The following is a 25572-nucleotide window of genomic DNA, read 5'->3' as shown; positions in this document are numbered from 1 at the left end:
GGTGGTGGTCGGCGCGCGGCGTCACCGGCGGCTGCGGACCCGCCCCTCCCGCGGTGGGCTGATGAACTGGAGCTCCAGCGTGACCGGCGGGGCCGCGATCCCCGGGCCGCCGGCCGCCGCCCAGGTCAGGATCTCCTCCGTGCAGTCGTCGTCCATGGCGAAGCCGACCCAGGTGGCCCGGCCACCGGCCCGGCGTCCGCCGGCCGAGGGCTGGACGACGATCACGTTGGCCTGATCACAGGGCCCGAGGCAGTCCGTCGTACGGACCTCGAAGGCGCCGGCGGAGTCGGCGGCGGCCGCCCGCAGCCGCGCCAGCTGCCAGTCGTGGTCGTAGCCGGGGTGTTTGGCGGCGTCGCCGCAGCAGCAGCCCCTGCACACGACGAGGGTGCAGGGGCGACTGCGGGCGGCGCCGACCAGGGCGCGACGGCCGGTGGGCGCGGGTATCACGCTCAGGAGGCCGAGAGGCCCACGTGGGCCAGGGCCTGCCGCAGCAGGAACCCGTGCCCGCCCGGCATCTCGCTCTGCACCGCGAGCGACGCGGCCTCCTGCGGGCTGAACCACAACAGGTCCAGCGCGTCCTGGCGGGGACGGCAGTCGCCGGTCACCGGCACGATGTAGGCCAGCGACACCGCGTGCTGACGGGGGTCGTGGTACGGGGTGACGCCCTGGGTGGGGAAGTACTCGGCCACCGTGAACGGCTGGAGCGAGGTCGGCACCCGGGGCAGTGCCACCGGGCCGAGGTCCTTCTCCAGGTGGCGCAGCAGGGCGTCACGGACGCGCTCGTGGTGCAGGACCCGGCCGGAGACCAGGTTCCGGCTGACATTGCCGTCCGGTCCGATCCGCAGCAGCAGGCCGATGCTGGTGACTTCGCCGCTGTCGTCGACGCGCACGGGGACGGCCTCGACGTACAGGATCGGCATACGGGCGCGTGCCATCTCGAGCTCGTCGGAGGTCAGCCAACCCGGCGTGGTTTCGGTCAAGTCAGACATTGTTCGATCATACTTTCAGTGTCCGTCGGGAAGCCGGTAGACCCGGCGGGCGTTGTCCGCTCCGGCCCAGCGTGCCAGGCGCAGCGCGTCGGGCAGGCCCAGTTCGTCGGCGTCCACCCGATCCTGGAGCAGTTCCCCCAGTCCCCTGCGGAACGCCAGCGCGCCGAGCCGGTAGAACTCCGGAACACCATAGGCGTCGGAGCTGTACAGCAGTTTGCGGAACGGTGTGATCTCCAGCGCCTCCTCCAGTACCGCCCGCGCTCGCGGGGGACCCACGTGATGCAGGGTGAGCCCCACGTCCAGGTACACCTGCTCGAACACCGCGGCCAGATAGGCGGCCTGCCGCTGGTAGGGCCAGCAGTGCAGGAGCAGCACGGGGATCGTGCCCGCCGTCAGGTGCAGCCAGTCCGTGAGACGGCTGGGGTCCACCCGGTGCAGCCGGATGTCGTTGTCGCCGAAGCCGGTGTGCAGTTGGAGGGGGAGCCCCAGGTCGACGGCGGTCCACAGCAGGTGCCGGACCAGCACCGGGTCCGCCAGCCGTCCGCCGCCCGCCAGCCAGCGCCGGGCGGCGCGGGTGACGTCGGCGTCCGGGGGCCGGGCCGGGTCCAGGTCGAAGCCGGTCCGGTAGGCGGCCACCGACTTGACCGCGATCACCCCCGGCCGTCGTACCGCGTCCAGGGCGGCCGCCCGGAACGCGTCGGCGTACCCGTCGGCCTCGACACCCCGTCCGGCCACGGCCTCCGCGACGGCCTCCAGCCGGACGACCTCGTGGGCGACCGCCGGTCCGTCGGCCCCGGCCGCCCCGGCCAGTTCGGCGGGCGTGGTGACGCGGTGCGGGGCGAATCCGGTGTCGACGCAGAACACGCCGGTCCGGGCGGCGGCGAGGAAGCGCCGGTTCACCTCCCGCGGGCCGAGTTCGGCGCGCCGGGCCAGGTAGGCGTCGGCCGGGGCGTGCCGCTCCAGGTCGAGCAGCGGCGCGCAGTGGCGGCGTACGGCCACCCCGGCGGGCGTGTCGAAGGCGGACATGCCGGGCCACCGGTCGCCCTCGGTGAGCAGCGCCTCGAAGCCCGGCCGGTCCAGGGGGTCGACGACGACGCCGTGGCAGTGATGGTCCACCAGTTCCAGCTCGGCGAGGGCCTCGTGGACCGGTCCGCCGGGCATCTCAGTACTTCCAGCGGTAGGCCGCGGCCACCCGCTCGTCGTCGAGCCCGTCGACGGCGTCGATCTCGCCCTGCCGTACGGCGCCCACCGCGTCGGCGAGGACCGGCCCGAGCGCGGCCCGCAGCACCTCGTCGCCGCGGAACTCGGCGAGGGCCCCGGCGAGCGAGGACGGCAGCCTGCGCACGCCCCGGGCGGTGGCCTCCCGCGCGCCCAGCCGGGCCGGGTCTCCGGTCGTCTCCTCGGGCAGGACCGCGCCCGACCCGAGCCCGGCCAGCCCGGCGGCGATCAGGCAGCCGAGGGCGAGGTACGGGTTGGCGGCCAGGTCGACGGGTTTGACCTCCAGGTTCGCCTGCTCCGCGCGCCGGCCGGCCGTACCGCGCACCAGGCGCAGCGCGCACTCGCGGGTCTCCAGGCCCCAGGCGGTGAACACCCCGGCCCACTGGGACGGTTTGAGGCGCAGATAGCTCGCCGGACTGGGCGCGGTCACCGCCGTCAGGGCCGGGAGCCGGGCCAGCACCCCGGCCGTGAACGACTCCGCGTCGGCCGTCATGCCGTGCCGCCGCGAACCGCCCGAGTGCAGGTTCGTGCCGTCGCGCCAGGCGGAGAGATGGACGTGTCCGCCGTTGCCGACCCCTTCCGCCACGACGGCGGGGGAGAAGGACACCCGCAGGCCGTGGCGCCGGGCCAGCGCGCGGATCGTCTGGCGGACCAGGACACTGCGGTCGGCCGCCGCCACCGGGTCGAGCGCGCCCACGGAGATCTCGAACTGGCCAGGCGCGTACTCCGGATGGATCTGGTCGACGTCCACGCCCTGCGCCGCGCAGGCGGCCAGCAGCTCGGCGGTGTACTCGCTCAGCTCGACCTGCCGGGTCGCGCCGTACGCCGGTCCCGTGGCCGCCGGGACGAACTCCCCCGCGGGAGCCGAGTCCAGGCCGACCGACCACTCGATCTCGATGCCCGCCTTGAAGACGAGCCCGTGCTCGCGGGCCGCGTCCGCGACGACGCGGCGCAGGAAGGTGCGGGAGCAGCCGGGGTGCCGCTCCCCGTCCTGGGTGACGCGGTCGACCGGCGCCCAGGCCCAGCCGGGCTGCCCCGCGAGGGCCACGAGCCGGTCGAGGTCCGGGTACAGGCGCAGGTCGCCGTCCGGTGAGCCCAGCGTCCCGGTCGCGACGATGTGGTCGTTCGCCAGGAACGTGTCGAACACCGGCGACATCCCGACGCCCCAGGCCACCGCCGAGGCCAGCCCGGCCGTGGGGATCGTCTTGACCCGGCCGATACCGGCCGTGTCGACGTAGGCCAGGACGATCCCGTGCACGCCTCTCGCCGCCAGCTCGCCGCCGAGCGCGCCGGCCCGCACGACCTCCCCGGGGCGCCCACCGGGCACGGGATCGGCAAGGGTGGTCATACGTCCTCCACGGTCGGTACGTCCGTTGCGTGCCGTACGTCCGTCATGCGTGCCGTACGTCCGTCAGGGTTTCACGGCCACCGCGCCGTACTGCGGCACCACCGCGAGGGAGCCGGCCTCGCCGCGCCAGCGCGAGCAGGACACCAGGCCCGGTTCCAGCAGGTCGAGGCCCGCGAAGAACTCGGCGATCTCCTCGCCGGAGCGTGCGGTGATCGGCGGGGTCGCGTTCTCGTTCCAGAACTTCATCGCCGGGATCTGGCCCTCGCCGCCCACCGCGCTGTCGTGGGTGGGGTGCGTCAGGACCAGGAAGCTGCCGGAGGGCATGTCGGCCATGACCTCGCGGACGATGGTCCGGGCCGCGTCGAAGTCCAGGACGAAGTTGAGGATGCCCAGCATCATCACCGCGACCGGGCGGCCGAAGTCCAGGGTGCCCGCGGCGCGTTCGAGGATCCCCGCCGGGTCGTGCACATCGGCGTCGATGTAGTCGGTGACGCCCTCGGCGGTACCGGTCAGCAGCGTCCGGGCGTGCGCCAGCACGATGGGGTCGTTGTCGACGTACACGATCCGCGACTCGGGCGCGATGCGCTGCGCGATCTCGTGGGTGTTGTCGGCCGTCGGCAGTCCGGTGCCGATGTCGAGGTACTGCCGTACCCCGCGCTCCTCGGCGAGGAACCGCACCGCCTGCCCCAGGAACCAGCGGTCCGCGCGCGCGATGTCGCGGATGAGCGGGAACATCCCGGCGACATGCTCGCCGACCCCCTGGTCGACCTCGTAGTTGTCCTTGCCGCCGATCCAGTAGTTCCACACCCGCGCGTTGTGCGCGACGCTGGTGTTGAGCCGTGCCGACCCGCTCACGCGACCGCTCCTTCTCACGTCCTGCCCGCGTCACGGGCCTCGTCCGTCATTGTGCCGCCGGATGATCACCGTTGTCCCCGGTAGGGTGAAAATCCGGTGATCCCGTCCAGGAAGCAGGCCATGCCCTACTCGCACGCCCCCCGTCCGACCGCGTCCGCGTCCCCGACGGGTCCCGTCGACATCCGGCTGGTCGTCACCGACATGGACGGCACGCTGCTCGACGACGACAAGAAGGTGCCCGAGGGCCTGTGGGAGACGCTGGCACGGCTGCGGGAGCGCGGGGTGCTGTTCACCCCGGCGAGCGGGCGCCAGTACGCGACCCTGGCCGCGGAGTTCGCCGAGGTCGCCGACGGCATGGTGTTCATAGCGGAGAACGGCACCTACGTGGTGCGCGACGGGGAGGAGCTGAGCTCCGATCCGCTGGCGCCGGGAGTGGTCGCGCGGGTGATGGACGCCGTGCGGGGGCTGACGTCCGACGGCGTGGACGTGGGCGCCGTCGTCTGCGGGAAGCGGTCCGCGTACGTCGAGCGGGCCGACGAGGCGTTCCTGGCCGAGGTGGGCCGGTACTACGTCCGGCACCGGGTCGTCGAGGACGTCACGGCCGTCGGCGACGACATCATCAAGGTCGCGCTCTTCGACTTCGGGTCCGCCGAGCGGACCACCGCGCCGGCTCTCGCGCCCTTCGCGCGGACCCACCAGGTCGTCGTCTCCGGCGAGCACTGGGTCGACGTCATGAACCGCACCGCCAACAAGGGCGCCGCGCTGCGCGCCCTCCAGCGGGAGCTGGGCATCACGCCCGCGCAGACCATGGTGTTCGGCGACTATCTCAACGACCTGGAGATGCTGGACGCCGCCGACTGGTCGTTCGCCATGGCCAACGGCCACCCGGAGGTCGTGCGCCGCGCCCGTCACCTCGCGCCCTCCAACAACGACAACGGGGTACTGCGCACCGTCACGCGCCTGCTGGACCTCTGACGTCCGGGTTCACCCCTCCCTGAGGCACCCCGCCCGCGGCATCCCGCCTGCGGCGCCGGGACCGCTCTCCTAGGCTGCGCGGTATGACCGAACCGGCCGTCGTCGCTGTCGCCCGTCTGACCCGCGAGATCACCGCGGATCTCGATCCCGGCCGGCTGGCGGGCTTCTACCAGGACCTGCACCGCCACCCCGAGCTGTCCTTCCGGGAACACCGCACCGCCGCGAAGCTGGCCCTGCGGCTGCGCGCGGCGGGGTACGAGGTGACGGAGGGGGTGGCCCGCACCGGGGTCGTCGGCGTCCTCGTGAACGGCGACGGGCCGGTGGTGTGGCTGCGCGGCGACATGGACGCGCTGCCCGTGCGGGAGGCGACCGGACTGCCGTACGCCTCGACCGTCGAGGGGCTGATGCACGCCTGCGGCCACGACCTGCACGTCACCTGGCTGGCGGCGGCCGCCGAGGCGCTCGCCGCCGCCCGCGAGGCCTGGTCCGGGACGCTCGTCGTGGTCGGACAGCCCGCGGAGGAGGCCGGGGGCGGCGCGGCGGCGATGGTCGCGGACGGGATCCACACCCGCTTTCCGCGTCCGGACGTGCTGTTCGGCCAGCACGCGGCGCCGGGGCTCGCCGGGTTCTACCCGCACACGCCCGGCCTGACGCTGTCGGCCTCGGACGATGTCGAGGTCGTCGTGCACGGGGTCGGCGGGCACGGTTCACGGCCCGAGTCGACGGTCGACCCGGTCGTGACGGCCGCGTACGTCGTGACCAGGCTCCAGACCGTGGTGGCGCGCGAGATCGCGGCGAGCGAGTCGGTGGTGCTGAGTGTGGGAAGTTTCCACGCCGGTACGAGTTCCAACATCATCCCCGCCGAGGCCCGGCTCGGGCTCAACGTGCGTACGCAGGACACCCGGGTGCGCGAGCGGGTCCTCGCCGCGGTCCGGCGGGTCGTCGAGGGGGAGTGCGCCGCCGCGGGCTGCCCGGTGCCGCCGGAGATCACGGTCCACCCCGGCTGCCCGGTCACCGTCAACGACGCGGCCCTGGACGGGGAGATCGCCGCCGTGCACGGTGAACTCTTCGGTGAGCACACGGTGTTCGACTTCGGGCAGGCACTGGGCAGCGAGGACTTCTCCCTGCTCGCCCCGGCGGGCGTGCCCTACGACTACTGGTACGTGACGTCGACCCGGGCGCCCGTGTGGGAGGCGGCGCCGGGGGAGGGGTTGCGGGAGAAGGTCGACGGTGTGCCGGGAAACCACAGCCCGTTGTTCGCGCCCGACCTGTCCGTGCTGGTGCCGGGAGTGCGCACGCTGGTGTCGGCGGCGCTCTCCCGGCTCACCAGCTGAGGCGCGGGCGGCGTGCGGGGTCTACGGCTTGAGCGGATCGTGGCCGATCGTCATCAGACGGTGGCGTCCGCGGGTGTCCTCGGCCCTGGGTTCGTTCTCCAGGTCCGCCTGCGCGGTGACCGTGTCCACGACCCGGTACATCACGCGGACGTCGTCGTCGGTCAGGTCGGTGCGCCGTTTCTGGAGGATCGCCAGCACATGCTGCCCGGTGGGGGTCCCCGCCTCCTCGGGCAGGGGCTCGGCGTTCTCGTCGGCGTCACGCACCCGCAGCCAGGCGGCCAGCTCCTGCGAGGTCATGTTCACCACGCGGTGGAAGTCCTCCCACAGCGCGTCGAGTTCGAGTGCGTCGGTCATGACGGCTCCCTCGCTCCTTCCGTGGATCCGTGGATCAGCTCTCGCGCGGCCAGTTCTCCGCCTCGAACATCCACCGCTGCTTCTCCAGCTCGGCGGTGATGCCGATCAGCAGGTCCTGGGTGACCGGATCCGCCTCCTCGGTGGTCGTGATCCGCTCCCGCAGCCGGGCGATGGCCGCCCCCAGCGTCTCCGCGATCAGCTGGACGACGTCCTCGTCGCGCAGCCAGCCGTCCTTGGGGGACGGCAGGGTGAAGGCCGAGGCGATGGTCTCCGGGCGGCCGTCGGGCGGCAGGCCCAGTGCCGCGGCGCGCTCCGCGACCGTGTCGGCGTACGAACGGGCCGTCGAGACGACCTCGTCGAGCTGGAGGTGGATCGAGCGGAACCGGGGGCCCACGATGTTCCAGTGCGCCTGCTTCCCGATCAGGGAGAGGCCGAGAAGGTCCACGAGGGTGGTCTGCAACGCGTCGTAGGTGACCTGGCGGGCCGGTTCGGGCAGGGGGCTCTTCACGACAGTCATGCGGTACTCCTCGTCTTCGCGTCGTGCCTTGCGGTACGGAGCAGTTCCGCGCGTTCCTCCTCGCCGGTGCCGCCCCACACGCCCGAGGTCTGTCCGATCGCGCACGCGTAGGACAGGCACTCGGTACGTACCGTGCAGCGGTCGCAGACGCGCTTGGCCGTCGCGACGTCGCGCAGGGCGGGTCCGCTCGTGCCCACGGGGAAGAACAGCTCGGGGTCCTCGCCCACACAGGCGGCACTGCGCAACCACTCCATGCAGGCGCGGGTGCCCCGGCCACACCACCGCAAACAGCCGCATCGCGTCCCGCCTCAGTGAGCGAGGACACCGTCCAGGAAGCGCGTCACGTCCGCGAACACCTCGGCGCGGTTCGTCTCGTGGAAGACCTCGTGCCGGGCTCCCGGGTAGATCCGCTCGGTCGGCCTGCCGCCGCTCAGCCGCTCGACGCCGGCCCGGCTGCCGGGTAGCGGGACCAGCCGGTCGTCGTCCCCGTGCAGCCACAGCAGGGGCAGCGGCCCGAGGTCGCCGCCCTCGGCCACGCGCTCCAGGGTCCGTACGAACGCCTCCAGCGTCGGCCGCTTCATCGGCCCGTGCCACACCAGCTCGTCCGCCGCGTAGGCCGCGCCCACCGCCGGGTCGCGGGAGAGGGCGGCGGGCGAGACGGGGAGGTCCGGGATCTCCGCCTGTGCCAGCAGCCGTCCGGGCAGCTCCCAGCCGCCGATCACCGGACCGGACAGGACGAGGGCGGTGAGCGTGCCGTCGTACCGCTGGGCGTACCGGGCCGCGATCAGGCCGCCCATGGAGTGCCCGACCACGATCAGGGGGAGGTCCGGGTGCGCGGCCCGGGCGAGCAGGGTCACGGCGTGCGCGTCGGTGACCACGTCCTCGAAGTCCTCGATCACCACGCGCTCGCCCGACGACCGTCCGTGACCCATGTGGTCCGGGGCGAAGACGGCCGCGCCGTGCCCGGTCAGGACGCCGGCGAGTTCGCCGTAGCGGCCCGCGTGCTCGCCGTAGCCGTGCACCAGGAGGACGAGGCAGCGGGGCCGCGGAGGGGACCACTCGCGCACGGCGAGCGTGCCGCGGGTCCCGGTGAGAACGTGGTCGGTCATCGCTGCTCCCGCTGCGTCGGTGGGGGCCGGTGAAGGCCTGGGGGCACCTTCCCAGGGGGCGGGGCCCGGGTCTATAGTCCAAAACTAGCAGTGCTAATCAAGGAGTCCTCACGTGCGTCCCGTCCACTTCGCGGCCGCCCGCCGCACCCCCGTCGGCAGACTGCGCGGAGCCCTGTCCTCCGTACGGCCCGACGATCTCGCCGCCACCGTGATCCGGGGCCTGGTCGCCGAGGTGCCCGCCCTCGACCCGGCCCGTGTCGACGACGTCTACTGGGGCGCCGCCAACCAGGCGGGCGAGGACAACCGCAACGTCGCCCGGATGGCCGCCCTGCTCGCCGGCCTTCCGGAGACCGTGCCCGGCGCCACGGTGAACCGGCTGTGCGCCTCCGGGCTGGAGGCCGTCACGATCGCGGCCCGTACGATCGCCGCGGGCGAGGCCGACATCGTGCTGGCCGGCGGCTCCGAGTCGATGAGCCGCGCCCCCTTCGTCCTGGCCCGCCCCGACGAGGCCCTCCCGCACCGCGTCGAGACGGTCGACACCCGGCTCGGCTGGCGGCTGGTCAACCCCGCCATGAAGGACCTGCACGGCGTGCTGTCCATGGGGGAGACCGCCGAGGAGGTCGCCACGCGGTACGGCATCACACGCGAACGCCAGGACGCGTTCGCCCTGCGCAGTCACCGACTGGCGGCGCTGGCCCGCAAGGACGGCCACTTCGACGACGAACTCCTGCCCGTGCGGCGCCCGGACGGCGTGGTCGTGGACACCGACGAGGGCATCCGCGAGGACACCTCGCCGGAGAAGCTGGCGAAGCTGAAGCCCGTGTTCCGCGAGGGCGGCACCGTCACCGCGGGCAACTCCTCACCCATGAACGACGGCGCCGCCGGGCTCCTCCTCGTCAGCGAGGAGGCACTCAACGAACTGGGGCTGGAATCCCTGGGCCGCTATGTCGCCGGCGCCACCGCCGGTGTGCACCCCGACGTGATGGGCATCGGTCCCGTTCCCGCCACCCGCAAGGCGCTCGCCCGGGCCGACTGGAGCGTCGACGACGTCCAGGAGGCCGAGTTCAACGAGGCGTTCGCCGCCCAGGTGCTCGCCTGCGTCGACCAGCTCGGCATCGACCCCGGCCTGGTCAACCCCAGCGGCGGTGCGATCGCCCTCGGCCACCCGCTGGGCGGCTCGGGCGCCCGCATCCTCACCACCCTCCTGCACCGCATGCGCCGCACGGGAGCGGAGCGAGGGCTGGCCACGATGTGCGTGGGCGTCGGACAGGGCAGCGCGGTGCTGGTCGAGCGGCACTGAGCGGTCGAGCGGCACCGAGCCCCGACCGCGCCGGCCGGGGCTCCCTGGCCTCCCGGGACGTGAGGTCGCCGGGCGGGACGGCCGCCAGGCGAGACGGCCTGCCGGCCGTCCGGTGGGGGTGCGTACCATCGGCCTCCGCATGAACACGATGAACTTGTGGCACATCACCGGCTGGGAGTTCGTGGCGCTGGCCCTCGCGGCCCTGCTCGTCGGCTTCTCCAAGACGGCCGTCAGCGGGGCCAACACGGTCAGCCTCGCGATCTTCGCGGCGATCCTGCCCGCCCGCGCCTCGACGGGCGTCCTGCTGCCGATCCTGATCGCCGGCGACGTCCTCGCCGTCCTCACCTACCGGCGGCACGCCCACTGGCCCACGCTGTGGCGGCTGTTCCCGGCGGTCGCGGCCGGCGTGGTCTTCGGGACCGTGTTCCTCGTGTGGGCCGACGACGCGATGGTGCGCACCTCGATCGGCGCGATCCTGCTGCTGATGGCGGGCGTCACCGTATGGCGGCGCCGCACGGCCGAAGCGCGCGACGAACCCGACGCCGTGGTCACCCGGGCCGGCCGCGTCAAGGCCCGCTCCTACGGCGTCCTCGGCGGCTTCACCACCATGGTCGCCAATGCCGGCGGCCCGGTGATGTCGCTGTACCTGCTCTCGGCCGGCTTCCGCAAACTCGGCTTCCTCGGTACCTCCGCGTTCTTCTTCCTGATCGTCAACGTCTCGAAGGTGCCGTTCAGCGCCGGCCTCGGACTCATCGACGGCTCATCGCTTCTCCTGGACGCGGCACTCGTCGCGTTCGTCGTCCCGGGCGCGCTGCTCGGCAAGTGGGCCGTGCCGCGCATCAACCAGCGGCTCTTCGAGCAACTGGTGATCGCGGCGACCGTGGTGGGCGGCCTCCAACTGCTGCTGCGCTAGGAACCGTGCCGACAGGCCGCGGCCCTACGGGCCGGGCGCCGGGCTTCAGGGCGCCGCGACGGCCGCCGGTACCGGCCGGTGCCGGGGCAGGCCCTCGTCGAGATCCTCGACCAGGAGCCGCTTGGCGATGGTGTCCACCACCGCCCGCAGATCGCCGCCGGCCGGGCGGCCGATGTCCCGCGTCACCCGCTCCTCCAGCCACTCGCCCCACGCGTGGGTGATCACCGCGGCCTCGCGTCTGCCCGCCTCCGTGTGGGACAGCAGGGAGCCGTCGCGGGTCAGGTAGCCCTCGTCGACCATGCGGTCGAAGACCGGCAGCAGCACCTCCGGCGGCAGCCGGCGACGGGCGGCTACGAGTCCGAGGCTGGTGTGGCCCACCATCCGGGTGAACAGCTCGACCTGCATCACCGCCCAGGCCCCGGCCACGTCGAGGCGCGTGTCGCAGTCCTCGACGACCCGGCGCGCGGTGTCCGCGTCGGTACCGCCGATGATCTTCGCGACGGACGCCTCCAGCACCCGCCGGGAATCCGCGCCGGACGGCTGGCCGAACCCCTCTCCCATGTCGGTGGAGCTCATCCGCGCGCTGTCGCGCAGCTCGACCTGCTTGAGGAACAGGGCGACGACGAAACCGAGGGCCGCGACCGGCACCGTCCACAGGAACACCGTCTGGATGGTGTCCGCGTAGGCGTGCACGATCGGGTCGGCGACCGCCGGGGGCAGCCGGTGCAGGCCCTCCGGGCTGGTCGCCGCCGCGCTGATGACCGCGGGATCGACGCCGCCCCCCGCCGCCGAGGTGGCGGCCTCGACGCCGTCCTCCAGGTTCGGCGCGAGCGAGTTGGTGTACAGGGTGCCGAAGACGGCCGTGCCGAAGGAACTGCCGAGCGTGCGGAAGAACGTGACCCCGGAGGTGGCGGTGCCCAGGTCGGCGTACTCGACGGTGTTCTGCACGGCGATCGTCAGCACCTGCATGGACAGGCCGATGCCGGCGCCGAGCACGAACATGTACAGCGATTCCAGCCACGCGCCCGTGCCCGGCCCCATGAGGGACATCAGATACAGGCCGACGCCCATCACCAGCGAGCCGACGATCGGGAAGAGGCGGTAGCGCCCCGTCTTGCTGACCACGTTGCCGCTGAAGACGGACGCGATGAGCAGACCGAACACCATGGGCAGGGTGCGCACACCGGAGACGGTGGCCGAGTCGCCGTCGACGTACTGGAGATAGGTCGGCAGATAGGTCAGCGCGCCCAGCATCGCGAAGCCGACGATGAAGCTGAGGATCGAGCAGACGGAGAAGACCGGATTGCCGAACAGCCGCATGGGAAGCATGGGTTGCCGCGCCCGCGTCTCGACCCAGCAGAAGAGCGCGAGGGCGATGGCGCCGCCGGCGAACAGGCCGATGATGACGCCCGATCCCCACGCGTACTCGTTGCCGCCCCAGCTCGTCGCCAGGATCAGCGCGCTCGCGCCGACCGCGACGAGCGCGATGCCCAGGTAGTCGATGACCGGCCGGACCGCCGACTTCACCACCGGGATGGTGCGGGCGGCCGCGAAGACGACGAGGATCGCGATGGGCACGTTGACGTAGAAGGCCCACCGCCAGGACAGGTGATCGGTGAACAGCCCGCCCAGCAGCGGTCCGATGACGGTGGCCACGCCGAACACGGCCCCGATCGCGCCCTGGTACTTGCCCCGCTCCCGCAGCGGGATGACGTCGGCGATCAGTGCCATCGCCGTCACCATCAGACCGCCCGCGCCGACGCCCTGCATGGCCCGCCAGGCGATCAGCAGCGACATGTTGGTCGCCAGACCGCACAGGAACGATCCCGTGATGAACACGATCGCCGAGACCTGGAAGACCACCTTGCGGCCGAACAGGTCACCGAACTTGCCGACCAGCACGGTCGCGACGGTCTCCGCGAGGAGGTACGAGGTGACCACCCAGGACATGTGCGCGGCCCCGCCGAGATCCGACACGATCGTCGGCAGCGCCGTGCCCACGATCGTCTGGTCCAGGGCCGCGAGGAGCATCCCCAGCACGATCGTCCCGAAGACGATGTTCCGTCGGCGCGCGTCCAGGACGGGCGGCTGGGTGGCGGCCGGGGCGATTTCCTCGGTGACGGTCACGAGGTCACGATCACACCGGCACCCCTGCCCCGCACCCGGGGACGGGCCGCCCGAGGGGCTACTCGCGTTCCCGGTTGCGGCGCAGCAGGTAGGTGTCCATGATCCAGCCCTTGCGTTCGCGCGCCTCGGCGCGCAGCCGCTCGATACGCGGGCCGGCCTCGGCGATCGGACCGGAGACCAGGATCTCGTCCGGGGTCCCGATGTAGGCGCCCCAGTAGATGTCGACGTCCTCCTCGGCGTACTGCCGGAAGGTCTGGCGGGCGTCCAGCATCACCACCACGTCGTCCACCCCCTCCGGGAAGCCCTCGGCGAGCCGCCGGCCCGTCGTGATCTGCACCGGACGCGCCACCCGGTTCAGGCCCGTGCGATGGCGGGCGACGAGCGCCGAGACGCTGCTGATGCCGGGGACGACGTCGTACTCGAAGGTCACCGCGCCCCGGGCGAGCACCTCCTGGAGGATGCCCAGCGTGCTGTCGTACAGCGCCGGGTCGCCCCAGACCAGGAAGGCTCCGCTCTCGTCCTCGCCGAGCTCCCCGGCGATCAGCCGCTCGTAGATCTCGGCGCGGGCGCTGCGCCAGTCGCCGACGGCGGGGGAGTAGGCCGCCCCGCCGGCCGCGCGGTCCCGCTCCGGGTCCCGGGCCTCGACGACCCGGTACGAGCCGTGCGGCACGTGCGTGTCGAGCATGTCGTGACGCAGCCGTGTCAGGTCGCTCTTCACCTCGCCCTTGTCCAGGACGAAGAACACGTCCGTGCTGCGCAGCGCCCGGACCGCCTGGAGGGTCAGCTGGTCGGGGTCGCCCGCGCCGATACCGATGACATGAATCTTTCGCACGCCCCCGAGTCTGCCGTACGCCACCGACGGTGACCGGGCCGGGTCAGCGCAGCCGGGGCGCCCGGTCCCTCGCGTCCACGGCGGCGCCGGTCCGCTCCACGGTGTCCGCCAGCTCCCGCGCCCAGTGGGCCAGCGCGGCGAGATCCATCCCGTACGGCCGGTCCTGTCCCGCGCCGGCCTCCCACTCCCGCACCGCCCCGGCACCGCGCCGCAGCAGCCGCGCCCCGCCGGTGAGGTTCCCCCGGGCGGCGTGGGTCAGGCCCACCGCGAGCTGTGCCAGCCCGCGCCACAGGGTGCGCTCCGACGCGGGGCCCGACTTCCAGGCGTCCTCGAAGACCTCGTGCGCGTGGAACGGCCTGCCGGCGTCCAGCAGGGCCTGCGCCTCGGCGACGGTCGCCTCCGGGGTGCGGACGACCCCCTCGGGCTGCCGCTCCACACCGGGCGTGCCGTACGGCAGCGGCCGGCCGAGGCCGTCCCGCGGCCGGGCACTGCGCGCCCGGCCCTCGCCGTCGCGGTCCCGGGGACCGGCGGGCCGGCCGCCGCTCGTCCCTGCTGTGCTGTCCAAACGGTCCATACCGCGATTGTCCCGCGTCCGGGCCCCTTACGGCGCACGGCCCGGCGTGGGGTAAAGTGCTGTTCGCGCGATCGCACGGCGAACACCGTGCGCGGCGCACCGGGACGTGGCGCAGCTTGGTAGCGCACTTGACTGGGGGTCAAGGGGTCGCAGGTTCAAATCCTGTCGTCCCGACCAGCTTCACGGCAGGTCGGAAGCCGCTTTCTCGTGATCGGGAAGGCGGCTTCGGTGCGTTCGGGGGCCGCCGCTCCCGTGGGCCCGGCTTCGCGGTCCGGTAAAAGCCCTTGCCCTGAAGCGCACTTCAAGCGCAAGACTCCCGATCGGGCCGGAGGACACCGGCCGAACGGGAGGATCCAGCATGAAGTACCGCACCATAGGCACCGACCCGGCCACCCGCCGCGAGGTCAGTGTGCTCGCCCTCGGGGCCATGCTCTTCGGGTCGGTGACGGACGAGGAGACGTCCTTCGCGATTCTCGACCGGTACGTCGAGGCCGGCGGCAACTTCGTCGACACGTCCGACAACTACGCCTTCTGGGTCGACGGCGGCCAGGGCGGCCAGAGCGAGGAACTGATCGGCCGGTGGCGGCGCAGCCGGGGCGTCGGCCCCGAGATCGTCGTCGCGACCAAGCTCGGGGCCCGGCCGCTGGCGCCCGGCACCAGCTACACGGACAACCCGGAGGGCCTCTCGGCGAAGGTGATCCGCGAGTCCGCCGAACGCAGCCGGGAGAGGCTCGGCGTGGAGAAGCTGGACCTGCTCTACGCCCACATCGACGACCACGCCGTCCCGCAGCGCGAGACCGTCGAGGGCTTCGCGGAACTCGTCGCCGAGGGCACGGTCGGCCTGCTCGGCGTGAGCAACCAGGCCGTGTGGCGGGTGGAGCGGGCCCGCGCCCTCGCCGCCGCGGCCGGACTGCCCGGCTACGAGGTGCTCCAGTACCAGCACAGTCATCTGCGCCCTCGGTCCGACGTCCCGAGCGGGCTCTTCCCGGACGGCAGCCTCGGGCACGCCGGCGCCGAACTCCTCGGCTACCTGAGGGCCGAGCCCGGCCTCACCCTGGTCGCCTACTCGCCGCTGCTCGCCGGCGCCTACGTGCGGCGGGACAAGCCCCTGCCGCCGGACTACGACCACCCGGGCACCCCGGCCCGGCTCGCCGTGCTGCGCGAGGTCGCCCGGGAGAGCGGCGCGAGCGTCAACCAGGTCGTGCTCGCCTGGCAGTTGGGCGGGCGGACGCCGATCGTCCCGCTGGCCGGGGCGTCGTCGGTGGCGCAACTGGAGGAGAACCTCGCCGCCGTCGACCTGGAGCTGACCGCGGACCAGCGTGCCCGCCTGGACGCCGCGCACTGACGAACGGGCGCCGAACGGGCCCCGATCGGGCGCCGGTCGGACGCCGTCCCGCCGGGCGACCCGGGAGCAACCGGGGAGGCTAGGCTGGGATCATGCCGTCCACCCGCCGTACCGCCAGACAGGCCGACCTGCTGGAACGTCTCGTCGCGCTGCTGACGGCGGAGGGGTTCTCGGACCTCACCCTGGACGACCTCGCCGAGCGGCTGCGCTGCTCCAAGACGACCCTGTACCAGCTCGCCCGCAGCAAGCAGGGGCTGGTCGTGGAGGCGGTCAAGCACTACTTCCGCGGGGCCACCGAGTCGGTCGAGAAGCGGGTGGCGCAGACCGTCGACCCCTCCGACCGCGTCCGCGTGTACCTGACCGCCGTGGCCGAACAGCTGCGCCCGCTCTCGCGCCGGTTCCTCGACGACGTGGCGGACTTCCCGCCCGCCCGCGAGGTGTACGAGGCCAACACGCGGATGGCCGCGGAGCGGGTGCGCCGGCTGATCGCCGAAGGTGTCTCGGACGGCGCCTTCCGCGAGGTGCACACCGCGTTCGTCGGCGAGGTCGCCGCCGCGACGATGCGCCAGATCCAGCAGGGCGAGCTCAAGAGCCGCACCGGGCTGAGCGACGCGGAGGCGTACGAGCAGCTCGCGTCGCTCATCGTGCACGCCGTGTCCTCCTGAAGCGAACGATTGCCGACCGCCGTCGGATGCCACGCGCCGCCTCTGTGCCGTACTGTGAATGATACGTTCGTACGCACTCCAGTATCATTCCCAGTACTCACCGGTACTCCTACGTGGAGGTCACCATGCCTGCCACTCGCGCCTTGCCGACCGAGGAAGCCGTCGAGCTCATCCAGCTCACGCGCACCCTCGCCACCAAGGAACTCGCGCCCCGGGTCGCCGACGCGGAGGCGGAGGCGGCGTTCCCCCGGGACGTCTTCCGCACCCTCGGGCGCAGCGGCCTGCTCGGACTGCCCTTCGCGGAGGAGGACGGCGGGGCGGCCCAGCCGTACGAGGTCTACCTCCAGGTGCTGGAGGAGGTCGCCGCGGTCTGGTCGAGCGTCGCCGTCGGCATCTCGGTGCACGCCCTGTCCTGTTTCCCGCTGGCCCGGTTCGGCACCGAGGAACAGCGGCGCAGGTGGCTGCCGGACATGCTGGGCGGCGAGCTGCTCGGCGCGTACTGCCTGTCCGAGCCGCACGCCGGCTCCGACCCGGCCGCCATGCTCACCCGCGCGGTCCGCGAGGGCGACGAGTACGTGCTCAACGGAACCAAGGCCTGGACCACGCACGGCGGTTACGCCGACTTCTACACGGTCATGGCCCGCACCTCCGACGACCGCGCGCACGGCATCTCCTGCTTCCTGATCCCGGCCGGCACCCCGGGGCTCACCGCCGACCCGCCGGAGCGGAAGATGGGCCTGACGGGCTCGGCGACCGCGACCATGCGCCTGGAGGACGTCCGGGTGCCGGTGGAGCGCCGGATCGGGCTGGAGGGGCAGGGGCTGAAGATCGCGCTCGCCTCCCTCGACTGCGGCCGGCTGGGCATCTCGGCCGTCGCCACCGGCCTCGCCCAGGGAGCCCTCGACCACGCGGTGCGCTACGCGCGCGAGCGGGAGACCTTCGGCAAGCCGATCATCGAGCACCAGGGACTGGCGTTCGTGCTCGCCGACATGGGCGCCGCGATCGAGTCGGCGCGGGCCACCGCGCTGTCCGCCGCCCGGTTGAAGGATCTCGGCCTGCCCTTCACACGGGAGGCGTCGATCGCCAAACTCGTGGCCACGGACAATGCCATGAAGGTGACCACGGACGCCGTGCAGGTCCTCGGGGGGTACGGGTACACCCGCGACTTCCCGGTGGAGCGCTATATGCGCGAAGCCAAGGTCATGCAGATCTTCGAAGGAACCAACCAGATCCAGCGCATGATCATCTCGCGCGCGCTGGACCGCGACGAGGGCGGTGTGCTCACCGTCCTCGGCAAGGAGTGATGATGCAGCTCGAGAACACCGCCGCCCTTGTCACCGGCGGTGCGTCCGGCCTCGGCGCGGCCACCGCGAAGGCCCTCGCCGAGGGTGGCGCCCGGGTCTTCGCCCTCGACCTCAAGGACGGCATCGACAAGGCGCCCGAGGTGCCCGGCGTGACCTACGTGCCCGCCGACGTCACCGACCCCGAGCAGGTCGGCGCCGCCGTCGCCACCGCCGCGGGCTCCGGTGTCCCGCTGCGCACGGTCGTCAACTGCGCCGGTATCGGCCCGTCCGCGCGGATCCTCGGCAAGAGGGGCGTCCACGACCTCGGCCTGTACGCCAAGGTGATCCAGATCAACCTGGTCGGCACCTTCAACGTGCTCGCGCTGTCCTCGGAGGCCATCGCCGCGACCGAGGCCGACGAGAACGGCCAGCGGGGCGTCATCGTCAATACCGCCTCCATCGCCGCGTACGACGGGCAGATCGGCCAGGCCGCCTACGCGTCCTCCAAGGGCGGGGTCGTCGGTCTGACCCTGCCGGCCGCCCGCGACCTCGCGCAGTACGGGATCCGGGTGTGCACCATCGCTCCCGGCATCGTGGAGACGCCGATGCTGGCGACCGTGTCGGAGGAGTTCCGCGCCTCGCTCGCCGAGGGTGTGCCCTTCCCGCGCCGCCTGGCCCGGCCCGAGGAGTACGCCCGGCTGGCGCTGGCGATCGTCGACCACGACTACCTCAACGGCGAGACCATCCGGATGGACGGCGCGCTGCGCATGGCCCCGAGGTAGGTCGCCGGGCCGTGCCGGCCGTCAGGGCCTGACCAGCAGCCGGAAGTCGAACGCGTACCGGGACGCGCGGTAGATGTGCGTCCCGTACTCGACCGGCCGGCCCGTGTCGTCGTACGCCGTGCGCTGCATCGTCAGCAGGGCCGCCCCCTCCTTCTCGGCGAGGAGTTCGGCCTCCTGGGCGGTGGCCGAGCGGGCGCCGATGGTCTGGCGGGCGCTGTGCAGGGTGATGCCCGCCGAACGCAGCAGCCGGTACAGGCCGGTCGACTCCAGACGTTCCGTGTCGAGGTCCAGGAGGGCCGGGGGCAGGTAGTTGCACAGGAACGCCACCGGCTGTCCGTGCGTGGCGCGCAGCCGCTCCAGGAGAGTGACCTCGCTGCCCTCCGGGACGCCGAGGGCCGCCGCCACGTCGGCGGTCGCCGGCACGTGTTCGTTGCGTACGACTCGGGTCGTGGGTCCCTGCCCGGCCGCCTCCAGGTCGTCGTAGAGGCTGCTCAGTTCCAGCGGCCGTTTCACCTGGCTGTGCACGACCTGGGTGCCGACGCCCCGCCGTCGTACCAGGAGCCCCTTGTCGACCAGGGACTGGATGGCCTGGCGGACGGTCGGGCGGGACAGGCCGAGCCGGGTCGACAGGTCGATCTCGTTGCCGAGGAGGTTGCCCGGGGCGAGCGCCCCCTGCTCGATCGCCGCCTCCAGCTGCTGGGCGAGCTGGTAGTAGAGCGGCACGGGGCTGGTGCGGTCCAGGGCGAAATGCAGCGGGTCGAGCGCGGAGCCGGGCACGGCACGGGATCGGTCGCCGGTCTTCGCCATCGGGGCACCTCCTCGGGTCGGCGGGGTCGGGCGGGAGAACGGCCGGGAGAGCGGGCGGCCCGGGTCGGCCGGATCGGAGGGATCAGCCGGATCGGGCGGGTCGGCCGGCGGCGTCGGGCCGGCCTGACGCGAGGCGCGTCAACTGCCGTGGGGCGAGGGCGACACGGTTCTTCTCGATCGCCTCCGGCCGTGCGAGGGGTACGGACGGTCGCAAGGGGTAAAGATCGGTCCCGGTAGGACTCGTCATGATCACGCCCGGTGGCTGAGCCCATTCGGCCATGTGCGACGCTCCTCCTGGTGATCGGGGGCCTGGCGTCTCCCAGGTGTAGGTCCAGGGGACCCGCACTGTCAAGAGTTTGTACTTACATTCGGACCTGAGCGTGAAATGATGTCTTAACAAAGTATTGACAGTGAGCCCGCCAAGGGATTGGATCCGGCATCAAGCAGCGCACACCGGGTCCGAGACACCTGAACAGTCGCGGACCTGGCCCCATGGCCCCAATCTGAGTAGAAACGGGCCCCGGATCCTCGCGATCGCCTCCCTATTTCCCTCGTTTTCTCCGTCGCACAGTGAGGTGCAGGAAAGATGGACAGCTCTTCTCCCTCCCGCTCGAGCAGAATCGCCCCGGTCGTGGCCATGGCCGCGGCGGTGGCCCTGACCCTCGCAGGCTGCTCCAGCAGCTCCGGCGGCAAGAAGTCCGAGGAGAGCGCGGACGGCGCTTCCGCGGGCAAGGCGAGCACCCCGCAGATGACGGTCGCCCTGGTGACCCACCAGTCGCCCGGCGACACCTTCTGGGACATCGTCCGCAAGGGTGCCGAGGCGGCCGCCGCGAAGGACAACGTCAAACTGGTCTACTCCGCCGACCCGAACGCCGGCAACCAGGCCAACCTGATCCAGAACGCGATCGACCAGAAGGTCGACGGCATCGCGGTCACCCTCGCCAAGCCGGACGCGCTGAAGGACGTCATCGCCAAGGCGAAGACCGCGAAGATACCCGTGGTCGGCCTCAACTCCGGTGTCAGCGAGTGGAAGAACCTCGGCCTGATGGAGTTCTTCGGCCAGGACGAGACCGTGGCCGGCGAGGCGCTCGGCAACAGGCTCAACTCCGAGGGCGCGAAGAAGGCCGTCTGTGTCATCCAGGAGCAGGGCAACATCGGCCTCACCCAGCGCTGCGCGGGTGTGAAGAAGACGTTCTCGGGCACCACGGAGACCCTCTACGTCAACGGCACCGACATGCCGTCCGTGAAGTCGACGATCACCGCCAAGCTGAGCCAGGACAAGGCCATCGACTACGTCGTCACCCTCGGCGCCCCGTACGCGCTGACCGCGGTGCAGTCGAAGGCCGACGCGGGCAGCAAGGCCAAGATCGCGACCTTCGACCTCAACAAGGACCTCACGAGCGCCATCGACAAGGGCACGATCGAGTTCGCCGTCGACCAGCAGCCCTACCTCCAGGGCTACTTGGCGATCGACTCGCTGTGGCTCTACAAGAACAACGGCAACTACATGGGCGGCGGCGAGCAGCCGGTGCTGACCGGTCCGGCCTTCGTGGACAAGACCAACGTCGACGCGGTCGCCTCGTTCGCCGCGAAGGGCACCCGGTGATGAGCATGACCCAGCATGCCGGGCCGGCGGTGACCACACCGCCGGCCCCCGGCCGCAAGGAGAGTGACGGCCGGACCAAGCAACGCCCGCTGGCTCTGCGGCTGTTGGCCCGCCCCGAGGTCGGTGTGTTCCTCGGTGCGGTGGCGGTGTACGTGTTCTTCCTGATCGCGGCACCGCCGGTGCGTGACGGCAGTTCGATGGCCAACATCCTGTACCAGTCGTCGACGATCGGGATCATGGCGCTGCCGGTCGCGCTGTTGATGATCGGCGGCGAGTTCGACCTCTCGGCCGGTGTCGCCGTCATCACCTCGGCGCTCACCGCGAGCATGCTCGCCTACCAGCTGAGCATGAACGTGTGGGTCGGCGTGATCGTCGCCCTGGCGGTGTCCCTGGGGATCGGGTTCCTCAACGGCTGGATGGTCGTGAAGACCGGGCTGCCGAGCTTCCTGATCACGCTGGGCACGTTCCTGATCCTCCAGGGCGTGAACCTCGCGGTGACCAAGCTGGTCACCACCAACGTGGCCACGGACGACATCAGTGACATGGACGGCTTCGGCCAGGCGAAGAAGATCTTCGCCTCGTCGTTCGACGTCGGCGGCGTCCAGGTGAAGATCACCATCGTGTACTGGCTGGTCTTCGCGGCCATCGCCACCTGGGTCCTGCTGCGTACCCGCTACGGCAACTGGATCTTCGCGGTCGGCGGGAACAAGGAGAGCGCGCGGGCGGTCGGCGTGCCCGTGACCTTCACGAAGATCTCGCTGTTCATGCTGGTCGGCTTCGGCGCATGGTTCGTCGGGATGCACCAGCTGTTCACCTTCAACACCGTGCAGTCCGGCGAGGGCGTCGGCCAGGAGCTGATCTACATCTCCGCGGCCGTCATCGGCGGCTGCCTGCTGACCGGCGGCGCCGGATCGGCGATCGGCCCGGTCTTCGGGGCGTTCATGTTCGGGATGGTGCAGCAGGGCATCGTCTACGCGGGCTGGAACCCCGACTGGTTCAAGGCCTTCCTCGGCGTCATGCTCCTGGGCGCCGTCCTGATCAATCTGTGGGTCCAGCGCACGGCCACCCGGAGGTGACCCGAATGACCACCAACGGAACCGGCACGCACGGCGCCGTCCTCGCGGACACCGTCCCCGAGAGCGGTGACAGTCCACTCGTCGAACTGCGCAATGCCGGCAAGTCCTACGGCAACATCCGTGCCCTGCACGGTGTCGACCTCGTCGTACGGCCCGGCCAGGTGACCTGTGTCCTGGGCGACAACGGCGCCGGCAAGTCGACGCTCATCAAGATCGTCTCGGGGCTGCACCAGCACACCGAGGGCGAGTTCCTCGTCGACGGCGCCCCGGTGCGCTTCTCCACCCCGCGCGAGGCCCTCGACAAGGGGATCGCCACCGTCTACCAGGACCTCGCCACCGTGCCCCTGATGCCGGTGTGGCGGAACTTCTTCCTCGGCTCCGAACTCACCAAGGGCCCCTGGCCCGTACGCCGTCTCGACATCGAGAAGATGAAGAAGACCGCCGACGAGGAACTGCGCAACATGGGCATCGTCCTCGACGACCTCGAACAGCCCATCGGCACCCTGTCGGGCGGCCAGCGCCAGTGCGTCGCCATCGCCCGCGCCGTCCACTTCGGTGCCCGCGTGCTCATCCTCGACGAGCCCACCGCCGCCCTCGGCGTCAAGCAGTCCGGCGTGGTGCTGAAGTACATCGCCGCCGCCCGTGACCGCGGCCTCGGCGTCATCTTCATCACCCACAACCCCCACCACGCCTACATGGTCGGCGACCACTTCAGCGTGCTGCGCCTGGGCACCATGGAACTCTCCGCGTCCCGCGACCAGGTCAGCCTCGAAGAGCTCACCAATCACATGGCCGGCGGCACCGAACTCGCGGCTCTCAAGCACGAGTTGGCCCAGGTGCGGGGTGTCGACGTCGAGGAGCTCCCGGAGGAGAAGGACCTCACCGCGCCCGTGGCGAGCCCCGGGGACAGGACGCCCTGACATGGTCGGCGCCCTCGACCGCATTCGGATCGGTTCGGCCCCCGACTCCTGGGGCGTCCGGTTCCCGGACGACCCCCGGCAAGTGCCCTGGGAACGGTTCCTGGACGAGGTCGCCGAGGCCGGCTACTCCTGGATCGAACTCGGCCCCTACGGGTATCTGCCGACCGACCCGGCCCGGCTCACCGACGAGGTGAGCCGGCGGGGGCTGCGGGTCTCGGCCGGGACGGTCTTCACCGGCATGCACCGCGGGCCGTCCGTCTGGGAGTCCACCTGGGCGCACGTGAGCCGGGTGGCCGCCCTCACCCAGGCGATGGGCGCGAGACACCTCGTTTCCCGTCCTTCTGGCGGGACGACAGGACGGCCGAGATCCTGGAGCCGCCGGAGCTGACGGGGGAACAGTGGGCGCACCTCACCAAGGGCATGGAGCGGCTGGGCCACGAGGTGAAGGAGGCGTACGGCCTGGACCTCGTCGTCCATCCGCACGCCGACACGCACATCGACACCGAGGACCACGTCGAGCGCTTCCTGGACTCCACCGACGTCGAACTGGTCAACCTGTGCCTGGACACCGGTCACTACGCCTACTGCGGTGGTGACAGCGTCGAGCTGATCGAGAACTACGGCGAACGCATCGGCTACCTCCACCTCAAGCAGGTCGACCCGGCGGTCCTGGCCGACGCGGTCAGGGCCGAGGTGGCGTCCGGCCCGGCCGTACAGCGCGGGGTGATGTGGGAACCGCCCTCCGGCGTACCGGAGTTGGAACCCGTTATGATCGCGGCGCAACGGCTCGGCGTCGAGCTGTTCGCGATCGTGGAGCAGGACATGTACCCGTGCGAGCCGGACCGGCCGCTGCCCATCGCGGTGCGCACCCGCAAGTTCCTGCGCTCCTGCGGGGCCTGACCCCGCGGGCCGGGTCACGAGGTGCCCCGCGCCTTCGCCGACAGGCGGCGGCGCGCCCTCGCTCGTATGGTGGTGGTGATGGGCCGCATGCGGCCCGTGCCCCCTGGTGCGGCTGTGGCCTGCGGCGGAACCTCCTCGATCGGGAGCGAGCCCATGACACGACCGTGTATCCGACTGCGCAGGGCAATCGTCGTCGCCGCCACGGTGGGGGCGCTGGTGGTGCCGACCGCGGGCGGGGTGGCGACCGCGATGCCGTCCTCGGCCGTCACCGGCACCGAACCACCTTCGCCGTCCTCGTCCGGGGACGGCGTCGTCGACCTCACCCCGGCCGTACAGCAGCAGGTCGACGCCGCCGTGCAGCGGGTCATGAAGCAGGCCGGCATCCCCGGCGTGTCCGTCGGCATCTGGACGCCCGGGGGCGAGTACGTGAAGTCCTTCGGCGTCGCCGACAAGAGCACCGGCAAGAAGATGGACCCCGGTCTCTACATGCGCATCGGCAGCGAGACCAAGACGTTCACCGTCACCGCGCTCCTCCAGCTGGTCGACGAGGGCAAGGTCGGCCTCGACGACACCATCGGCCAGTACATCGACGGCGTACCGAACGGCGACAAGATCACCCTGCGTCAGCTGGCCGGCATGCGCAGCGGGCTGTTCAACTACTCGGCCGACGAGGACTTCTTCAAGGCGCTGACCTCGAACCCGCAACGGCCCTTCACCCCGCAGCAGTTGCTCGACTACTCGTTCAAGCATCCCGTGCTGTTCCCGCCGGGTGAGAAGTTCTACTACTGCAACACCAACCTCATCCTGCTCGGTCTGGTCGTCGAGCAGCTGAGCGGTCGGCATCTCAACGACTACATCCAGGACCACATCCTGGACCCGGCAGGACTGGACCACACCCTGTTCCCGACCGGCAACGAGTTCCCGACCCCGCATGCGCAGGGCTACACGGACCAGACCGCGACCGGCAAGGTCGAGGACTCCGCCGACTGGGATCCGTCGTGGGGCTGGGCGGCCGGCGCGATGATCTCCCGGCTGGAGGACCTGCGGGTCTGGGCGCGTACCGTGGCCACGGGCGTGCTGCCCGACGGCGGGCGGATGGTCAGCGCCGCCACCCAGAAGCAGCGCCTGATCACCCCGCCGACCCCCATTCCGGGCACCGGCTACGGTCTCGGCATCTTCGACGTGCAGGGCTGGATCGGCCACAACGGCTCGCTGCCCGGCTACGAGTCCCTGACCATCTATCTGCCGTCGGCGCGGGCGACCCTCGTGGTCGTGCTGAACACCGACATCAACTACAAGAACCAGGAACCCAGCACCCTGTTCGGCGACGCGATCACCACGATCATCTCCCCGGACCACGTCTTCAACCTGCCGGCGGAACCAGCGGCGAGGTGAGGACGTTCAGACAGGTACCAGGTGGGTGACGTCGTGGACGGGGAGGGTGAGATGCAGGAGGAAGAGCAGGCCGGCACCGCGGAGGTGGAGCGCAGGGCCCGGTTCGGCGCGCTGCCCGAGCGAGTGCTCCCGCAGGACATGGTCGAGGAGCGCCCGGCCACCCCAAGGGACCCGGCCCGGGACGCCTACGACCCGGACGAGTTCGCGGTCCGCTACGGCCTGTGAGCCGGCAAACCGGCGTATCCGTGGGCCGGTGACCTCGTGGGCCGGTCGAGCCCGTGAGGGCGGCCGGGGAGTGCCTCCCCCCGGCCGCCCTCACTCGTCGGCTCACCGGCCGCGGCCGGCCTC

28 protein-coding genes and 1 tRNA gene are annotated in these 25572 nt (G+C 71.8%); 16 read left to right on the top strand and 13 right to left on the bottom strand.

Features of this window, described 5'->3' with window-relative positions:
- Positions 1-21: 21 nt before the first annotated feature.
- The 5 genes from OG440_RS05295 to OG440_RS05275 all read right to left on the bottom strand — a co-directional run bounded on the left by OG440_RS05295 (position 22) and on the right by OG440_RS05275 (position 4410).
- Positions 22-447, bottom strand: a complete 426-nt coding sequence (locus OG440_RS05295) for a (2Fe-2S) ferredoxin domain-containing protein (RefSeq protein ID WP_406005659.1) — start codon at positions 445-447, stop codon at positions 22-24.
- 2 nt (positions 448-449) lie between these two features.
- On the bottom strand, positions 450-989 hold the full coding sequence (locus OG440_RS05290; protein WP_406005658.1) for an NUDIX hydrolase family protein: 540 nt from the start codon (positions 987-989) through the stop codon (positions 450-452).
- A gap of 15 nt (positions 990-1004) precedes the next feature.
- Positions 1005-2150 carry an amidohydrolase family protein gene (locus OG440_RS05285; protein ID WP_406005657.1) on the bottom strand — a complete coding sequence of 382 codons (1146 nt, stop codon included), beginning with the start codon at positions 2148-2150 and terminating at the stop codon, positions 1005-1007.
- 1 nt (position 2151) lies between these two features.
- Positions 2152-3555: a glutamine synthetase gene (locus OG440_RS05280; protein WP_406005656.1), complete on the bottom strand. Its 1404-nt coding sequence runs from the start codon at positions 3553-3555 to the stop codon at positions 2152-2154.
- A gap of 63 nt (positions 3556-3618) precedes the next feature.
- A complete protein-coding gene (locus tag OG440_RS05275; protein WP_406005655.1) occupies positions 3619-4410 on the bottom strand; it encodes an SAM-dependent methyltransferase in 792 nt (263 codons plus the stop codon).
- A 120-nt stretch (positions 4411-4530) separates the two neighbouring features.
- Between OG440_RS05275 and OG440_RS05270 the strand changes: the two genes are divergently transcribed.
- On the top strand, positions 4531-5385 hold the full coding sequence (locus tag OG440_RS05270; RefSeq protein WP_406005654.1) for a Cof-type HAD-IIB family hydrolase: 855 nt from the start codon (positions 4531-4533) through the stop codon (positions 5383-5385).
- An 83-nt stretch (positions 5386-5468) separates the two neighbouring features.
- The gene (locus OG440_RS05265; protein ID WP_406005653.1) at positions 5469-6719 is read left to right on the top strand and encodes an amidohydrolase; all 1251 of its coding nucleotides are present in this window, start codon (positions 5469-5471) and stop codon (positions 6717-6719) included.
- A 21-nt stretch (positions 6720-6740) separates the two neighbouring features.
- Here OG440_RS05265 and OG440_RS05260 read toward each other — a convergent pair whose 3' ends face one another.
- Genes OG440_RS05260 through OG440_RS05245 form a run of 4 tightly spaced genes read right to left on the bottom strand, consistent with a single transcriptional unit; the run spans position 6741 to position 8699 of the window.
- Positions 6741-7073 carry a DUF3140 domain-containing protein gene (locus OG440_RS05260; RefSeq protein ID WP_171400748.1) on the bottom strand — a complete coding sequence of 111 codons (333 nt, stop codon included), beginning with the start codon at positions 7071-7073 and terminating at the stop codon, positions 6741-6743.
- Positions 7074-7107: 34 nt separating this feature from the next.
- Positions 7108-7590: a Dps family protein gene (locus OG440_RS05255; protein ID WP_406005652.1), complete on the bottom strand. Its 483-nt coding sequence runs from the start codon at positions 7588-7590 to the stop codon at positions 7108-7110.
- On the bottom strand, positions 7587-7844 hold the full coding sequence (locus OG440_RS05250) for a WhiB family transcriptional regulator (protein ID WP_406005651.1): 258 nt from the start codon (positions 7842-7844) through the stop codon (positions 7587-7589). The genes OG440_RS05255 and OG440_RS05250 overlap by 4 nt, the downstream gene beginning before the upstream one ends.
- Before the next feature lie 54 nt (positions 7845-7898).
- Positions 7899-8699 (bottom strand): alpha/beta hydrolase, encoded by an 801-nt coding sequence (locus OG440_RS05245; protein ID WP_406005650.1) that lies wholly within the window; start codon positions 8697-8699, stop codon positions 7899-7901.
- A gap of 112 nt (positions 8700-8811) precedes the next feature.
- On the opposite strand from OG440_RS05245, the gene OG440_RS05240 reads away from it, so the two are divergent.
- Both OG440_RS05240 and OG440_RS05235 read left to right on the top strand, forming a co-directional pair.
- A complete protein-coding gene (locus OG440_RS05240) occupies positions 8812-9999 on the top strand; it encodes a thiolase family protein (RefSeq protein WP_406005649.1) in 1188 nt (395 codons plus the stop codon).
- A gap of 139 nt (positions 10000-10138) precedes the next feature.
- Positions 10139-10912: a sulfite exporter TauE/SafE family protein gene (locus tag OG440_RS05235; RefSeq protein WP_406005648.1), complete on the top strand. Its 774-nt coding sequence runs from the start codon at positions 10139-10141 to the stop codon at positions 10910-10912.
- A 45-nt stretch (positions 10913-10957) separates the two neighbouring features.
- On the opposite strand, the gene OG440_RS05230 is transcribed toward OG440_RS05235, so the two are convergent.
- Genes OG440_RS05230 through OG440_RS05220 form a run of 3 tightly spaced genes read right to left on the bottom strand, consistent with a single transcriptional unit; the run spans position 10958 to position 14445 of the window.
- Complete coding sequence (locus OG440_RS05230; RefSeq protein ID WP_406005647.1) at positions 10958-13039, bottom strand: MDR family MFS transporter; 2082 nt, start codon at positions 13037-13039, stop codon at positions 10958-10960.
- Between the two features lie 58 nt (positions 13040-13097).
- On the bottom strand, positions 13098-13871 hold the full coding sequence (cobF, locus tag OG440_RS05225) for a precorrin-6A synthase (deacetylating) (RefSeq protein ID WP_406005646.1): 774 nt from the start codon (positions 13869-13871) through the stop codon (positions 13098-13100).
- Between the two features lie 43 nt (positions 13872-13914).
- Entirely contained in the window at positions 13915-14445 is a 531-nt protein-coding gene (locus tag OG440_RS05220; protein WP_406005645.1) for a DUF309 domain-containing protein, read from the bottom strand.
- A 100-nt stretch (positions 14446-14545) separates the two neighbouring features.
- On the opposite strand from OG440_RS05220, the gene OG440_RS05215 reads away from it, so the two are divergent.
- The 5 genes from OG440_RS05215 to OG440_RS05195 all read left to right on the top strand — a co-directional run bounded on the left by OG440_RS05215 (position 14546) and on the right by OG440_RS05195 (position 18520).
- A tRNA-Pro gene (locus tag OG440_RS05215) sits at positions 14546-14622 on the top strand.
- 181 nt (positions 14623-14803) lie between these two features.
- Positions 14804-15790 carry an aldo/keto reductase gene (locus OG440_RS05210; protein WP_406005644.1) on the top strand — a complete coding sequence of 329 codons (987 nt, stop codon included), beginning with the start codon at positions 14804-14806 and terminating at the stop codon, positions 15788-15790.
- Between the two features lie 92 nt (positions 15791-15882).
- Complete coding sequence (locus tag OG440_RS05205) at positions 15883-16455, top strand: TetR/AcrR family transcriptional regulator (RefSeq protein WP_406005643.1); 573 nt, start codon at positions 15883-15885, stop codon at positions 16453-16455.
- Positions 16456-16580: 125 nt separating this feature from the next.
- A complete protein-coding gene (locus tag OG440_RS05200; protein WP_406005642.1) occupies positions 16581-17759 on the top strand; it encodes an acyl-CoA dehydrogenase family protein in 1179 nt (392 codons plus the stop codon).
- A gap of 2 nt (positions 17760-17761) precedes the next feature.
- Positions 17762-18520 (top strand): SDR family NAD(P)-dependent oxidoreductase, encoded by a 759-nt coding sequence (locus OG440_RS05195; RefSeq protein WP_406005641.1) that lies wholly within the window; start codon positions 17762-17764, stop codon positions 18518-18520.
- A 21-nt stretch (positions 18521-18541) separates the two neighbouring features.
- On the opposite strand, the gene OG440_RS05190 is transcribed toward OG440_RS05195, so the two are convergent.
- Positions 18542-19327 carry a GntR family transcriptional regulator gene (locus OG440_RS05190; protein WP_406005640.1) on the bottom strand — a complete coding sequence of 262 codons (786 nt, stop codon included), beginning with the start codon at positions 19325-19327 and terminating at the stop codon, positions 18542-18544.
- Between the two features lie 586 nt (positions 19328-19913).
- On the opposite strand from OG440_RS05190, the gene OG440_RS05185 reads away from it, so the two are divergent.
- The 7 genes from OG440_RS05185 to OG440_RS05155 all read left to right on the top strand — a co-directional run bounded on the left by OG440_RS05185 (position 19914) and on the right by OG440_RS05155 (position 25449).
- Positions 19914-20933, top strand: coding sequence for a sugar ABC transporter substrate-binding protein (locus OG440_RS05185; RefSeq protein ID WP_406005639.1), 1020 nt, complete (start codon positions 19914-19916; stop codon positions 20931-20933).
- Entirely contained in the window at positions 20933-22009 is a 1077-nt protein-coding gene (locus OG440_RS05180; protein WP_406005638.1) for an ABC transporter permease, read from the top strand. Before OG440_RS05185 ends, OG440_RS05180 begins: the two co-directional genes overlap by 1 nt.
- Before the next feature lie 5 nt (positions 22010-22014).
- A complete protein-coding gene (locus OG440_RS05175; protein WP_406005637.1) occupies positions 22015-22929 on the top strand; it encodes an ATP-binding cassette domain-containing protein in 915 nt (304 codons plus the stop codon).
- Between the two features lies 1 nt (position 22930).
- The gene (locus tag OG440_RS05170) at positions 22931-23317 is read left to right on the top strand and encodes a sugar phosphate isomerase/epimerase family protein (RefSeq protein WP_406005636.1); all 387 of its coding nucleotides are present in this window, start codon (positions 22931-22933) and stop codon (positions 23315-23317) included.
- Positions 23200-23829: a sugar phosphate isomerase/epimerase family protein gene (locus tag OG440_RS05165; RefSeq protein WP_406011258.1), complete on the top strand. Its 630-nt coding sequence runs from the start codon at positions 23200-23202 to the stop codon at positions 23827-23829. The genes OG440_RS05170 and OG440_RS05165 overlap by 118 nt, the downstream gene beginning before the upstream one ends.
- Positions 23830-23982: 153 nt before the next feature.
- Positions 23983-25224, top strand: a complete 1242-nt coding sequence (locus OG440_RS05160; protein ID WP_406005635.1) for a serine hydrolase domain-containing protein — start codon at positions 23983-23985, stop codon at positions 25222-25224.
- Between the two features lie 51 nt (positions 25225-25275).
- Positions 25276-25449 carry a hypothetical protein gene (locus tag OG440_RS05155; RefSeq protein ID WP_406005634.1) on the top strand — a complete coding sequence of 58 codons (174 nt, stop codon included), beginning with the start codon at positions 25276-25278 and terminating at the stop codon, positions 25447-25449.
- Positions 25450-25572: the final 123 nt, after the last annotated feature.

The sequence above is a fragment of the Streptomyces sp. NBC_00637 genome, assembly GCF_045161545.1.
GTDB lineage: Bacteria > Actinomycetota > Actinomycetes > Streptomycetales > Streptomycetaceae > Streptomyces.
The sequence above is the reverse complement of the archived record's forward strand: the minus strand, read 5'-3'. Positions and strand labels throughout refer to the sequence as shown.